The organism is Geodermatophilus sp. URMC 61, assembly GCF_052931555.1.
In genome coordinates, this window is record NZ_JBRFHZ010000002.1 from 252,899 (window position 1) to 266,402 (window position 13,504).

The 13,504-nt window shown below is 71.2% G+C and carries 11 protein-coding genes; 8 read left to right on the forward strand and 3 right to left on the reverse strand.

What is annotated here, in order from left to right:
- Positions 1 to 7: 7 nt before the first annotated feature.
- The 3 genes from ACU610_RS01315 to ACU610_RS01325 are packed head-to-tail and all read right to left on the reverse strand — an operon-like array spanning position 8 to position 2,786.
- Positions 8 to 1,246, reverse strand: coding sequence for an NAD(P)/FAD-dependent oxidoreductase (locus tag ACU610_RS01315; protein WP_446765923.1), 1,239 nt, complete (start codon positions 1,244 to 1,246; stop codon positions 8 to 10).
- A 9-nt stretch (positions 1,247 to 1,255) separates the two neighbouring features.
- Complete coding sequence (locus ACU610_RS01320; protein ID WP_446765924.1) at positions 1,256 to 1,582, reverse strand: 2Fe-2S iron-sulfur cluster-binding protein; 327 nt, start codon at positions 1,580 to 1,582, stop codon at positions 1,256 to 1,258.
- Between the two features lie 19 nt (positions 1,583 to 1,601).
- Positions 1,602 to 2,786, reverse strand: a complete 1,185-nt coding sequence (locus ACU610_RS01325) for a cytochrome P450 (RefSeq protein ID WP_446765925.1) — start codon at positions 2,784 to 2,786, stop codon at positions 1,602 to 1,604.
- Between the two features lie 118 nt (positions 2,787 to 2,904).
- Here ACU610_RS01325 and ACU610_RS01330 point away from each other — a divergent pair, with 118 nt between their 5' ends.
- The 8 genes from ACU610_RS01330 to ACU610_RS01365 all read left to right on the forward strand — a co-directional run bounded on the left by ACU610_RS01330 (position 2,905) and on the right by ACU610_RS01365 (position 13,343).
- Positions 2,905 to 3,894, forward strand: coding sequence for a LysR family transcriptional regulator (locus ACU610_RS01330; protein WP_446765926.1), 990 nt, complete (start codon positions 2,905 to 2,907; stop codon positions 3,892 to 3,894).
- Between the two features lie 254 nt (positions 3,895 to 4,148).
- On the forward strand, positions 4,149 to 5,375 hold the full coding sequence (locus ACU610_RS01335; protein ID WP_446765927.1) for a CaiB/BaiF CoA transferase family protein: 1,227 nt from the start codon (positions 4,149 to 4,151) through the stop codon (positions 5,373 to 5,375).
- A gap of 1 nt (position 5,376) precedes the next feature.
- On the forward strand, positions 5,377 to 6,393 hold the full coding sequence (locus ACU610_RS01340; protein WP_446765928.1) for a hydroxymethylglutaryl-CoA lyase: 1,017 nt from the start codon (positions 5,377 to 5,379) through the stop codon (positions 6,391 to 6,393).
- A gap of 100 nt (positions 6,394 to 6,493) precedes the next feature.
- Positions 6,494 to 7,000 (forward strand): gamma carbonic anhydrase family protein, encoded by a 507-nt coding sequence (locus tag ACU610_RS01345; RefSeq protein WP_446765929.1) that lies wholly within the window; start codon positions 6,494 to 6,496, stop codon positions 6,998 to 7,000.
- A gap of 84 nt (positions 7,001 to 7,084) precedes the next feature.
- Complete coding sequence (locus ACU610_RS01350; RefSeq protein WP_446765930.1) at positions 7,085 to 8,731, forward strand: thiamine pyrophosphate-binding protein; 1,647 nt, start codon at positions 7,085 to 7,087, stop codon at positions 8,729 to 8,731.
- A 1,325-nt stretch (positions 8,732 to 10,056) separates the two neighbouring features.
- A complete protein-coding gene (locus ACU610_RS01355; protein WP_446765931.1) occupies positions 10,057 to 11,436 on the forward strand; it encodes an SLC13 family permease in 1,380 nt (459 codons plus the stop codon).
- Positions 11,437 to 11,548: 112 nt separating this feature from the next.
- Positions 11,549 to 12,178 carry an IclR family transcriptional regulator gene (locus ACU610_RS01360; RefSeq protein ID WP_446765932.1) on the forward strand — a complete coding sequence of 210 codons (630 nt, stop codon included), beginning with the start codon at positions 11,549 to 11,551 and terminating at the stop codon, positions 12,176 to 12,178.
- A 358-nt stretch (positions 12,179 to 12,536) separates the two neighbouring features.
- Positions 12,537 to 13,343, forward strand: coding sequence for an enoyl-CoA hydratase/isomerase family protein (locus ACU610_RS01365; RefSeq protein ID WP_446765933.1), 807 nt, complete (start codon positions 12,537 to 12,539; stop codon positions 13,341 to 13,343).
- Positions 13,344 to 13,504 lie beyond the last annotated feature (161 nt).

Consider the following 13,504-nt stretch of genomic DNA (forward strand, 5'->3'; position numbering starts at 1 on the left):
GACTGGGTCACGGTGTCGGGACCAGCTGCTTGGCGAAGTCCTTGAGGGTGAACGACGGGTCGGCCACCTGATCGGGCGTCGGGGTCACAGCCGCGGACAGCACGCGCCGGGCGGCGATGTGGTCAGCGGGCTTGTTCAGCGACTCGACGGCGACCAGCGCGCCGTCGCGGAAGGCCAGGACGGAGAAGCGACCACCCGGTCGGTCCCCGGAGACCACGGTGGTGTCCCCTGGCTGCGCCAAGCCGGCGATCTGCAGGCGAAGGGGCCCCTGGTTGCTCCAGAACCACGGCAGCTCGCAGTACGCGGCCGACGGCGAGCCCAGGATCTGGCGTGCCACGTGCCGCCCCTGGTCGGTGGCGTTCTGCACCGACTCCAGACGCAGCCTGGCGCCCGCCTCCGTGGCGGGGAAGCTGGCACAGTCGCCGATGGCGTAGACGTCGGGATCGGACGTGCGCAGGTGCCCGTCCACGACGATCCCGTTGTTGACCGCCAGACCGGCGGCCACGGCGAGCTCGTCGCGGGGACGGACCCCGACCCCGATCAGCACGATGTCGGCGGGGTACTCCGCTCCGGGACCGCTGCTCACGCCGGTGACGCGGCCGTCCTGGCCGTGGATCTCGGCCAGTCCCTCCCCGAGTCGGAGATCGCTGCCCATCTCCCGGTGCGCGTCGGCGAAGTGCGCCGACATCGGAGGGGTCAGGGCGCGGCCCATCGGGCGGTCGGTGGCCTCCAGGACGGTGACCGCGAGCCCGTGTGCCCGCGCTGCCGCGGCGAACTCCAACCCGATGAACCCCGCACCCACCACCGCGACGGAACGGGCCTTCCCCATGTCGGCGCGCAGCCTCTCGGCGTCGGCCAGCGTCCGGAGGTCGTGCACGCCGGCAAGATCGCTGCCGGGGACGGGGAGGGTCCGGTTGGTCGCGCCGGTGGCCAGCACCAGCGTGGTGTAGGTCAGGCTCTCGCCGTCATCGAGGAAGACGGTCCGGCGGGCACGGTCCAGGACGGTTGCCGTCAGGCCGGTACGCAGCTCGATCCGGTTCTCCGCGTAGAACTTCTCGCCGCGTAGCGGCAGCGGCTCCGCGGTGCGGCCGGGGGCCAGGTAGTCCTTGGACAGCGGCGGGCGCTGGTACGGGAGAGCGTCCTCATCCCCCACGAGGGTCACCGCCCCCTCGAAGCCGCCGGTCCGCAGCGACTCGGCGACCTGGACCCCGGCATGTCCCGCTCCGATGATGACGACGCTCTCCACGGGGGCGCCTCAGACCTGGCTGGGCGGGACGTCGACCTCGATCGCGTCGAGATCCGCCCCGACGACGACCTGACACCCGAGCCGGCTGCGGTCCGCGTCCCGCGGGGCGGTGGTGCAGTCCAGCATCTCCTCCTCGTCCTCGCTGATGTCCGGCAGCGCGTCCAGGTAGCGGTCGCGGACGTACACGTGGCAGGTGGCGCACATGGCCTGGCCGCCGCACTCGCCGACGATGCCGCGGACGCCGTTGCGGACAGCAGCACGCATGAGGCTGGTGCCCGGCTCGACGTCGAGGACGTCGGCGTTCCCGCCGTCGTGGTGGAAGGTCACCTTGGGCATGTCTGTCTCCTCAGGGGGTTCAGGTCCACAGGACCGGGAGGTGGGTCACGCCGCGGAAGACCCAGCCCTGGATGGACGCCGGGTTGGCCGGGTCGAGGCGCAGGTCCGGGAGTTCCGCGATGAGCTTGGGCAGCGCGACACCCACGACCGAGGCGCGGGCGACCCACGCGCCGGCGCAGAAGTGGCTGCCGCCGCCGAACGCGAGGTGCGGCACCTTCGGCCGGTTGATGTCGTAGCTCTCGGGATCGGTGAACAGCGCCGGGTCGCGGTTGGCTGCGCCCACGTGCACGCCCAGCCGCGCCCCCTTCGGGATGGCCATGCCGTCGAGGACCGTGTCCTGCGTGGCCTCGCGCGGGTACATGCCGATGGGCGCCACCCACCGGATCGACTCCTCGAACGCGTCAGCCCACCGTGAGTCGGCGAGCACCTGGTCGAGCTGGTCCCGGTGCGACAGCAGCGCCCACAGGGTGGTGGCCACGGCGTCGCGTGGCTCGTTCAGCCCACCGCCGATGGTCATCTTGAGGTTGGCGCGCAGGGCCTCGAGTGACATGGGCATGTGGGACAAGCCGGACAGCAGCGTGTGGTCCGGCTTGTCCCGGAGGTGGGCGAGCATCTCGTCGGTCGCGGCGTCGACCTCGGCGGAGGAGCGTTCCGCCGCCGCCCAGACGTCGGGGTCGTCGGCGTAGTTCCCCGTGCCGTCGATGAGGGTCTGGGACCAGCGCTGCAGGTCCTCCTGGGTGGCGTTGTAGTACCCGAGGATCAGCCGCAGGTTCTCCGCCGCGTACGGAGCCGCGAACTGGGAGACCACGTCTGCGCCGGGCCCCGCCGCCTTGAACTGGTCCAGGTAGATCCGGGCGTTCTTCTCGAAGACGGCGTTCCAGTGGTCCTTGATCGCTCGAGGACGCAGGACGCCGCCGTAGGACTGGCGTTCGGCCGCGTGCTCCGGGTCGTCCTTGCGGAGCATGCTGTGGCCCATCGCCCGCTTCATCAGCGAGCCGGACTCGTCCGCGGTGAAGCGCTCCGCGTCCAGTTCGATCTCGTGGCAGGCCTCGTAGCCCACCACCAGGTAGCGGTTGACCGCTGGTACCCAGTGCACCGGGGCCTCCGCCCGTAGTCGCTGGAAGAGCGGGTACGGGTCGTCGTACAGGTCCGGGATGGTCACCCAGTCAGCGGTGGGGACGGGCCGGACTTCGCTGGCCTGCACGGTCATCCTCGGGAGCCCCTTCGTCGGTTCCTGCGCGGCGGGACCACTGTGGCGGCGATCACCAGCCCAGGTAAAGTTCATAACTCTTGCCTGTAACCGAACCAAGGGTGGGATAGGGATGGCTGACTACACGCTGCGCCAGCTGGACTACTTCGTGGCCGTGGCGGAGGCGGGATCCATCTCGGGCGCGGCCGCGAAGCTGCGGGTCACGCCGACTGCGGTCGCCTCGGCACTCACCGAGCTCGAGCGCGCCCTGCGCACGCAGCTCCTCGTGCGACGCAAGGCCCACGGCGTCAGCCTGACGCCCACGGGTGTCTTCCTGAGGAAGCGGGCAGCCATCCTCCTGCGGGACGCGGAGGAGCTGCGACTGGCAACGGCGAGTGCCGGCACCGAGTTGTCCGGCCCGCTGACGCTCGGGTGCTACGTGACCATCTCGCCCACGATCCTGCCGCTCCTGGTGCGTTGGACGGCGGAGCACCACCCGAAGGTGGAACTGGACGTCGTCGCCCGCAGTCAGGCGGAGATCACGGAGTTGCTGCTGGCGGGGGGTCTCGACCTCGCGATCGTCTATGACATGGGCCTGCCGGACGGCTTGGAGTCGGTGCTGCTGTACACGGTCCGGCCCTACATCGTGCTCCCTGCCGACCACCGGCTGGCCGACGCGGCGTCGGTGTGCCTCGCGGAGTTGGCGGACGAGCCGCTGATCCTGCTCGACCTGCCCCCGGCTGCCATGCACACGCTCCGGGTGTTCGAGCAGGCCGGAGTGGCGCCGCGCGTCGTGCAGCGCACCACCGACTTCGAACTCACCCGGTCCCTCGTCGCCCGCGGCCTCGGCTACTCCGTCATCGTGCAGCGCCCGGCCGTCGATTGCTCCTACGAGGGTCTGCCCCTTGCGGCGCTCGACATCGATCCAGCCGTTCCAGGCGTGGGTGTCCGCATGGTGTGGCCCAGGGGCGTCCGGCTCACCGATCGGGCGCAGGCGCTGGTGACCTTCGCTGCGGAGCGGGCGCGCTTCACCGACTACCGGCACCGCAACGTCAGCCCTGCCCGCCGGGCCGACCACAGCACGCCCTCGCCGTGGTGCGAGTCGAGCCCACCCGCTCGATGACACTCTGCCACCAGTGCGACGACCGCCGGAGGGTGCAGGCAGCGAACGGCCGTGTGCGACGGCGGCGCCTGCCGAGCGAGGCGTGGCGGTTGCCGGGGTCGACCTCGTCACGACGACTTCGACGGGGCACTTGTTGGGGCGCCCGACAGCAGTTAGGGTTCTGAGCGTGCTCATCATTTGGGAGTCAGTTCCCAAATAATGAACGACTCTCTCGCTCCATCCGTCCGTCAGCCCGTCCCCCGAAAGGCCGGCTCATGACCGACCCCACTCATCCCGCGCCCCCGGCTACGGCGTTCGGTCCGCTCGCCGGCGTGCGCGTCCTGGACATCGGCAACGTGTTCGCCGCGCCCTTCGCCGCAGCGCTGCTGGGCGACATGGGCGCCGACGTCGTCAAGGTCGAACTCCCGGGATCCGGCGACCCCGCCCGTGGCATGGCGCCCTCCGACGGTGAGGAAGGGCTGCTGTGGGCCGCGCTGGCCCGCAACAAGCGAGCCATCACCCTCGATCTGCGCCACCCCGAGGGGCAGCAGATCTTCCTCCGACTGCTGGCGACCACCGACGTGCTGGTGGAGAACTTCCGCCCCGGGACCCTGGACCGGTGGGGGCTGACCGCGGACCGACTGCGAGAGGCCAACCCCGACCTCGTCGTGGCCCGGATCAGTGGGTACGGCCAGACCGGCCCCTACGCGGGCATGGCTGGTTTCGGGACGCCCGCGACGGCCTTCAGTGGGTACCTCTACAGCACGGGCTTCCCGGACCGCCCGCCGGTGCTGCCGCCGATGAACCTGGTCGATTACATGGCGGGGACGTTCGCCGCGTTCGGCACCGTGGCGGCGCTGTACCACCGCGACGCGAAGGGCGGCTCGGGCCAGGAGGTCGACGTCGCCCTGTACGAGTCGATGCTCCGTTTCCTCGAGGGCATGGTCACCGAGTACGACCGCCTCGGGCAGATCCGCGAGCGGACTGGCAACGAGGTGCCGGCCACCGCTCCGCTGGGGCTGTTCGAGTCCGCCGACGGGGTGTGGCTGGTGCTGTCCACCAGCACCGACCGGACCTTCGACCGGTTCGCCGAGGTCATGGGGCGCACGGACATGAGCACGGACCCGCGGTACCGCACCAACCGGCTCCGCGTGGAGAACCGTGCCGAGGTCGACGCGGTCGTCACCGAGTGGTTCGCCACGCACACCGCCGAGGAGATCCTGCGGGTCTGCGACGACAAGGGCGTGCCCGTCTCCCGGGTGAACAACATGGCCGACGTCTTCGCGGATCCGCACGTCCAGGCGCGGGACATGCTGGTCGAGGTGCAGCACCCGAAACTGGGGTCGCTGCGCCTGCCGGGGATCGTCCCCAAGCTCTCCGCCACCCCGGGCGAGGTCCGGACCACGGGTCCGTCCATGGGGGACCACAACGCCGAGGTCTACGGGGAACTCGGACTCGACGCCACCGACCTCGACCGCCTGGCCACCGAAGGAGTCATCTGACATGGCACTCACGACCGACCACAAGGCCGCCTACCTCAGCCAGACCGGGTCGCTGCCCTTCGCCCTCCCGCCGCGTGTCGAGATCAACGAGGTCGGACCGCGCGACGGCTTCCAGCTGGAGAAGAAGACCATCGCGACCCCGGACAAGGTCGCCATCATCGACGCCCTCGCCCGCACCGGGATCCGCCGCATGCAGGTCACGTCGTTCGTCCGCCCGGACGCGGTGCCGCAGCTGACGGACGCCGACGAGGTCATGGAGTCGATCACCCGCGCTCCGGGTGTCGGGTACACGGTCCTCATCCCCAACCTCCGTGGCGCGCAGCGCGCCCTCCGGCACGGGGCCGACTGCTGGGACCTGATGCTGTCCACGACCGACGCGCACAGCCTGGCCAACGCCAACCGGACGACGGCGGAGACGCTGGCCTCGCTGCGTGAGGTGGTCGACCTGGCCGGCGAGCACGGCATCGAGCTCGCTGCCGGCCTGGGTACGGCGTTGGGGTGTCCCTTCGAGGGGCGGGTCGGCTACGACCGGATCGCCTGGGTCGTGGGCAGCCTGCGTGAGATGGGCGTCCGCCGCGCCGTCATCTGCGACACGGTCGGCGTGGCCGACCCGGGCTGGGTGTACGAGGTGTGCTCCCGGTTGACCCGGGAGTTCCCCGACGTGACCCTCGCCCTCCACCTCCACGACACGCGCGGCCTGGCTCTGGCCAACGTGCTGGCCGGTCTCGCCGCCGGCATCACGAACTTCGACTCCTCGGTCGGCGGACTCGGCGGCTGCCCCTTCGCGCCGGGCGCCAGCGGCAACGTAGCCACCGAGGACCTCCTCCACATGCTCGCCCTGCTCGGTGTGGAGACCGGCGTCGACCTGGACGCGATGATCGGCATCGCCCGCGACCTGGTCGCTCCGGTCGTCGACCACCCGCTGGAGAGCTCGCTTCCCCGGTCCGGACCCTCGTGGCAGGTCTACGAGGCACCCGGTGGACAGCAGCTTCCCCGGACGCCTGCGCGCACCGCCTGACCACGCCCCGTCGCACGTCCCACCGGGGCGACGAGCGCATCCGGTGTGGACCGCGCGGTCCTCGCCGTCCACCCACCCCCTCTGAGCTGAGGAGAACCTCATGCACGTCCCCTTGGGCGACGACGTCCCCACCGCAGCCCCCGATGCCTGGATGGCAGCCGGCTCCTTCGCGATCGGAGACGTCGCTCTGGGCGCCGAGTCCAGCGTCTGGTACGGCGCCGTCCTCCGTGGTGACGGCGACGCCATCCGCATCGGGGCGCGCAGCAACATCCAGGACAACGCGGTCGTCCACACGGACCCCGGCTTCCCCGTCACGGTCGGTGACGGCGTGTCGGTCGGCCACGGTGCCGTGCTGCACGGCTGCACCGTCGGGGACGACGTGCTGGTCGGTATGAACGCGACCGTGCTGAACGGCGCTCGGATCGGGGCTGGCTCCCTGATCGCAGCCGGCGCGCTCGTCACGGAGAACGCGGACGTCCCTCCCGGGAGCCTGGTCGCCGGCGTGCCGGGCAAGGTGCGCCGGGACCTGACTGATGAGGAGTTCGCACACGTCCGGGCCAACGCGGAGTCGTACGTGGAGCTCGCACGGCGGCACGCCAAGGCCTGATCGGTTGCTGGTCACCCGCCGTCCCGGCTGGTGACCCCCGTGTCGCTCTCACCACATCGACAACGCGACTGAAGAGGAGCTCCTATGTCCACGGTGTCCGCGCACGTGGCCCACGCCCTGGCCCCGCACGTCACCGACGTCTTCGGCCTGATGGGGAACGGGAACGCGTACCTCATCGACGCGCTCGTCGCCGAGGGCGTGGCATTCACCGCCGTTCGCCACGAGGCCGGAACCGTCGCCGCAGCTGATGCGTACTTCCGCACGAGCGGTCGCGTCGCCGCCGCCACGACCACCTACGGCGCGGGGTTCACCAACACCATCACGGCGCTGGCCGAGGCGGCCCGGGCGCGGGTCCCTCTCGTGCTGGTGGTGGGGGACCAGCCGACCACGGGGCCGCGTCCGTGGGACGTCGACCAGGGGATGATCGCTGCGGCCGTCGGCGTCGACACCTTCACCGTGGGCCGCCACGACGCCGTCGCCGTGACCACGGCGGCGGTGCGGCATGCGCTGGCGGAGCGCACCGCGGTGATCGTCGCCATCCCCTACGACGTGGCAGCGCAGGAGGTGGGGGACCCGGGGGAGCGGCCGGCTCTCGAGCTCCCAGATCGTCGTCCCGCGATCGACGCCGACGCAGTCCGGCTCGCCGCGGCGGAGCTGGCATCCGCCCGGCGGCCCTTCATCCTCGCCGGGCGGGGTGCCGTCCTCACCGGTGCCGGCCGCGTCCTCGGTGAGCTCGCCGAGGCCGTGGGCGCCGTCACGGGCTCCACGGCCACGGCGCGCGGCGTCTTCCCGGACGCTCGCCACGACGTGGGCGTCACGGGGGGCTTCGGCCACGAGGAGGCCATGGCGCTGGTGGGGCAGGCGGATGTGGTCCTCGTCGTCGGAGCGGGCCTCAACCAGTTCACGACGCGCTTCGGCGACCTCTTCGGTTCGGCTGCGCGTGTGATCCAGATCGACGAGAAGAAGGACCCGACGCACCCGGCGGTGACGCGCTACGTGCGGGGCGATGTCGCAGAAGCCGCGCAGGCGGTGCTGGACGCCCTGCCCACCGGGGGGGCCAGCGACCCTGGCTGGCGCGAGGCGGTGGCAGAGCTGACACGGCGCGGGTTGCATCGCCGCCACCCGGGCGACGGGACGGCGCCGGACGGCCGGCTGGACCCTCGCAGCGTGGCCACACGGCTCGCCGACATCCTGCCCGAGGACCGGGTCGTGGTCTCCGACGGCGGGCACTTCATCGGCTGGGCGAACTCCTACTGGCCGGTGACGGCGCCGCACCGGATGCAGATGGTCGGTACGGAGTACCAGACGATCGGTCTGGGGCTGCCGAGCGCCGTCGGTGCAGCCCGCTCCTGCCCGGAGTCGACCATCGTCCTGTCCACCGGGGACGGCGGTGGCCTGATGGCCCTGGCCGACCTGGAGAGCGTCGTCCGGGAGGTCCGGCGCGGCGTGGTCGTCGTCTGGAACGACGCCGCGTACAACGCCGAGGTGAGCCTGTACGGGCGGCGGGGCCTGCAGGTGGCGCCGATGCTCATCCCGGAGGTCGACTTCGCCGGCCTCGGCCGGGCCCTGGGCGCCGAGGCGGCCGTCGTGCGGACGCTGGAGGACCTGGACTCCCTGTCCGACTGGGTCCGCGCCGAGCGCGACGGCGTCTTCGTCGTCGACTGCCGGATCAGCCCGACGGTCGTCGCGCCCTACCAAGAGGAGATCATCGCCGCGGCATCCAAGAGGTGACCCGAGGCCCGCGTGTGACCGGCTCGCCGTCGCCGGACCATGACGCGTTGCGCCGCACGCGGTGGCGTGTCGGCGACAACTGAGGCCGCCGTGCGCTGTGATCGGCTGTCGATCCACCGCCCGTTCAGGTCGTGGGAGCCCAGCGGCCTCCACTGCGAGCAGCACCCGTGCTGCGGACCGAGCGCCAGGGATCGGCAGCATCGCGTCGACCGGCGTCGAGCTGTGCAGCTCGACGCCGTCGAAGCCCACCAGGTGGAGGCGGTGCTCGGCACGGCGGACCGAGCTGCGCGTCCGGGCTGAACCAGGTGCTCGCCGACTCACGACGGGCGGATGCGTTCGGGGAGTCGATCCGGTGGGCGACGCCCGCCGGCATGTACCCGCGTGCGGCCACACAGGAGACGGTCCTCGACGGCATGCGCGTCCCGGAGGACGCGACTGGGCGTGCGCGAGGGCGCAGCCGACCCTGACCGCGCGGTCCGCCGATCCCGAGTCAGACGCCGGGGTCCGGGTCGCAACGAGTCCCTGCGAACCGGCGGCTGCGGGTCCGTTTGCGGCGCTGGGTGTCAGGGGCATCGGGGCGGGATTCTCCGTGGCCGCGCGGGCTCGCGGTCACCTCCCCGAAGCCACCGACCGCCCGACATCGGGCTGATCGGTGTCGGGACCAGTTCCTGCCGAGCGGGCCGTGGCCGCTGGTGGTCGACGACGGGATCGTCGTGGATGCCCACCTGCGCAGGCATCTCACGATGTCATCGCCATCGGCGATCGTGCCGGCTTCGCGCCTCGTCGGCGGTACCAGGCTGCGCCTCGGGTCGGTGTAGCACGCCACCGACAAGGGGGCGGCACGTGGCGCGGAGATCCCGAGCTCACCGGCCACGCACCCCGCGCTGCCCCGGTCCTCGAGCGACCAGCGACCCCTGGGGCGGCAGACCGGCGACGGACACAGTCGTTCCCGGTCAAGGGTCGGCCCGCAGGCCTGTGACACCGGGGAGTGCCGGACCCGGTCGACTGTCCCCCCGGGGAACAGCGAGATCCTCACCGAGCGCTGCGCGGGCCTGGTGGGACCCCGAGTCGCCCGCATCCGTGGCACGGTCCGAACCCGGCCCTCCGGACCACGCTCGTGCAACGGCGCGCGGATGCCGTCGGTCGCCCGTCGACGGCATGCGCCTGGAACAACCCTTGTCGAAGCCGCTGACGCCCGCTATGGTCCTCCTCACATCCCACAGTATGGTCAATAGTTGCCAAATAGTGGGAATCATGGATCCGACGACGCGCTCCTCCAGCGAGTGATCCCCAAGCGTCGGCCACATCTCGGAGGAGGACCTGGCGTGGTTTATCTGATCTCCGTCGCGGCGCTGGTGGCGGTCTTCGCCATCGCGACCGTGCGGCCCATCAACATGGGCGTACTCGCGTTCCTGGCGGCCTTTGCCGTCGGGGGCCTCGTTTCCGGGATCTCGGTGGAAGACGTGCAGTCCTTCTTCCCGGGCGACATGTTCTTCGTGGCGTTCGGCATCACGCTGCTGTTCGGGCTGGCCCGGGCCAACGGCACCCTCGACGTGGTCATGCAGCGATCGCTGAAGCTGGTCCGGGGCAAGCGCTGGGCGATCGTCTGGATGATGTTCCTTCTCGCCGCCGTCCTCATGGCGCTCGGCTCGGTCCTGGCCGTGGCGATGCTCGCTCCCATCGCGATGCCGATCGCCAAGCGCTACAGGATCAACCCGCTGCTCATGGGCATGATGCTCAGTCACGGTGCGCTGGGCGCGGCGTTCTCGCCCATCACCGTCTACTCGGTGGGCATCCAGCAGCTGCTCGACGAGGCGAGCTTCTCCGTCTCGCCGGTCGCCCTCTTCGTCGTGCCCTTCCTGCTCAACCTGCTCTTCGCTGCGATCGCCTTCGTGGCTCTCGGCCGCGACCTCTTCCGCGAGCAGGTCGTGGTCGAGGAGGACCTCGTGGCGGTGGGAGCCGGCAGCACCACGGGCACGGCCGCGGGCGGCGGCGCCGTCGGTGGCGGCAGCGCCGTCGGCGGTGGGAGCGCCGACGGGCCCGACCGCCCGATCGGTGTCGGCCCCGGTGCGGTCGACCCGAACGCCCTGCACCTCGCGCCCTCCATCAGGGTCACCTTCGAGCAGTGGATAACCTTCGCCGCGATCGCCGCCCTGCTCGCAGCCGCCCTGTTCGGCATCGACGTCGGCGTTGCCGCCACCTGCATCGGTGCCGTCCTGCTGCTCGCCTTCCCGGGCCGCGTCGAGGCCACCATGAAGTCCATCGCCTGGTCTGCGGTGGTCCTCGTCTGCGGCGTCGTGACCTACATGGGTGTTCTCAACGCCAACGGCACGATCGACTACCTCGGCGAGAAGGCCACCGAGCTGCCCTGGCCCCTCCTCACCGCGTTCGTGTTGCTCCTGGCGGTCGGCATCATCTCCGCCGTCGGGTCGTCCTTCGGCATCATCCTGATCGCCCTGCCGTTGGCGATGCCGCTGCTGGAGGCCGGCCACTTCTCCATCGCGGCGTTCATCATGGCCCTGGCCTTCTGTGCCACCGTCGTCGATGTCAGCCCCTTCTCCACCAACGGCGTCATCGTGCTGGCCACGGCCCAGGTGGACGACCGGCAGCGGTTCCAGAAGCAGATGCTGACGTACTGCGGCTACATCGTCCTGGTTGCACCCGTGCTGGCCTGGCTCATCCTGATCCTGCCGACCAGCCTGTGACGAACGCTTCAACTCGGACCCCGGTCGCCTCGCCCCCCACGGGCGCAGCGGCCGGGGTCCGTCGCGTCGGTCCACGTGCGGCCCGCTGCCGACGGGCCGATAAGTTCGTCCCATGAGCTCTGTCCGCAGCACCGGCGTCGGGGTGCTCGACAAGAGCATGGCAATCGTCGACCTGTGTGAGCGCCAACCGGCCTCCGCCAGCGAGATCGCACGCGAACTGGACCTGACCGTGTCGACGGCGCACCGCCTCGCTGCGGCCCTGACCGCCCACGGCCTGCTGCAGCGCGACCCCTCGGGTGTCTACCGCCTCGGTCACCGGTTCCTCTCCTCGCGGGTCGGCGACATCGCCCAACCGGTCCTCGAGCGGCTGACCCAGGACACCCGGGAGAGCAGTCAGCTGTGGGTGCTCCGCGGCGAGGACCGCCTGTGCATTGCGAGCGTCGTCACTGACGCCGAACTGCGCGTGGTCATGGCCCCCGGGGCCCGGCTGCCGCTCGCCGACGGGGGCTCCGCGGCCTTGGCGCTCACGGGCGACGTCCGGCCGGAAGGATGGGCGGAGTCCCATGGGAGCCGGACGCCAGGACTTGCATCGGTCAGCGCCCCCGTCGTGCTGGGTGGCGAGCCGGTCGCGGCGGTGTGCGTCGTCGCCCCGCTGCTGCGCATGACCAGGTCGCCAGGACAGACCTTCGGCAAGCACGTCCTCGCCGCTGCTGCCGACATCGCCCAGCGCCTCGAGGAGTGAGCGGCTCTCAGCCCGGCGCACCACCGACTGGGACGAGGCCATGGCCCCCGACGAGCGGCGTCCCGGCCCAGGAACAGCGGCGGGTATCACGAACGGACCTGCCCGGGACCACCCCGGCGATGCTCACGAAGTGCTCCTGGTCCTCGATCCGCTTCGGCTCGTCCAGCCGGCGCTGCCACCATGCGGTTTGCGCCTACTCGGCGCGCACCTCCTGCCGCGCCCGCGGTCGATCGAGGTCTGCTCGGATGCCGGGCGCTCGTGGGAGATCCACACCACCTGATGTTCCTTATACAGAACGATGGTCTACATACGGTACGGTGGGGATCCTTCCGTCGGCTATCGAGCAAAGGACGTCAGGATGGCCTTCATCGAGACCGAGCAGAGCGGCGAGGTCTTCGTCATCCGCCTCAACCGGCCGGAGCGCCTCAACGCGCTCGGCGTCGAGATGGACCAGCAGCTACGCGCCGCGTTGCAGGACTTCGCGACCAACAGCGCCGAGGTCGCGATCCTCACCGGCACGGGCCGCGGGTTCTGTGCAGGCGAGGACCTGAAGGAGACCGCCGTTCGTGGGGTGCCGGCCGGGGATGCCGTCGACGCCGTCCACGCCGGGGACCTCTACGGGATGCTCGAGATAGAGAAGCCCTTCATCGCCGCCGTGAACGGGTTCGCGATGGGAGGCGGATTCATGCTCGTCGCCAACTCCGACCTGCGGGTGAGTGTCTCGGACGCGGTCTTCGAGGTCTCCGAGGCCAAGCGATGGCTGCTGGGAGGGGTCAGCCACGGCCACTCAGCGGGTCTGCCGATGGCGGTGACGGCGGAGATGGCCTTCGGCCTCCGCTTCGATGCCGAACGCCTGCACCAGCTCGGCTTCATCAACCGCTTGGTCCCCACCGTCGGCGACCTCATGGGCACGGCCCGCGCGATGGCCGACCACCTGCTGTCGCTTCCGCCTGCTGCCCGGGTGAACACCACGCGCATGCTCCGGGCGATGCGCCCACGCCTCGACGGTCGGCTCGCAGCCTTCGCCGACGCCTTGCACCAGCACGGAGCGGCGTCCGATCTGGTCGAGTCGCGCCGCGCTTTCGCCGAGAAGCGCCCCCCCGTCTACCGCGGCTGGGATGACCCGGCCGACCGCGCCCGGGGGCCGGTTCTCGAGGGAGGATGAGCGGCCCTCTCACCTCGACGCCCGTCGTCTGCCCTGGCGCCCCGTAGGGCTGGAGCGCGAGGACGGGTCGCGCGCCGGCGTCGGGGCCCCGCCTCGCGCATGCCCTCGTAGCTCGCTCCCATGCCGGAGCCCGGATCGGGATCCCGGACGAGGAGGAGTCG

Bases quoted from the DNA above. Each gene is read 5' to 3' on its own strand.
- ACU610_RS01320 (WP_446765924.1), bottom strand. From the start codon at position 1,582: ATGCCCAAGGTGACCTTCCACCACGACGGCGGGAACGCCGACGTCCTC.
- ACU610_RS01330 (WP_446765926.1), top strand. From the start codon at position 2,905: ATGGCTGACTACACGCTGCGCCAGCTGGACTACTTCGTGGCCGTGGCG.
- ACU610_RS01335 (WP_446765927.1), top strand. From the start codon at position 4,149: ATGACCGACCCCACTCATCCCGCGCCCCCGGCTACGGCGTTCGGTCCG.
- ACU610_RS01340 (WP_446765928.1), top strand. From the start codon at position 5,377: ATGGCACTCACGACCGACCACAAGGCCGCCTACCTCAGCCAGACCGGG.
- ACU610_RS01345 (WP_446765929.1), top strand. From the start codon at position 6,494: ATGCACGTCCCCTTGGGCGACGACGTCCCCACCGCAGCCCCCGATGCC.
- ACU610_RS01350 (WP_446765930.1), top strand. From the start codon at position 7,085: ATGTCCACGGTGTCCGCGCACGTGGCCCACGCCCTGGCCCCGCACGTC.
- ACU610_RS01360 (WP_446765932.1), top strand. From the start codon at position 11,549: ATGAGCTCTGTCCGCAGCACCGGCGTCGGGGTGCTCGACAAGAGCATG.
- ACU610_RS01365 (WP_446765933.1), top strand. From the start codon at position 12,537: ATGGCCTTCATCGAGACCGAGCAGAGCGGCGAGGTCTTCGTCATCCGC.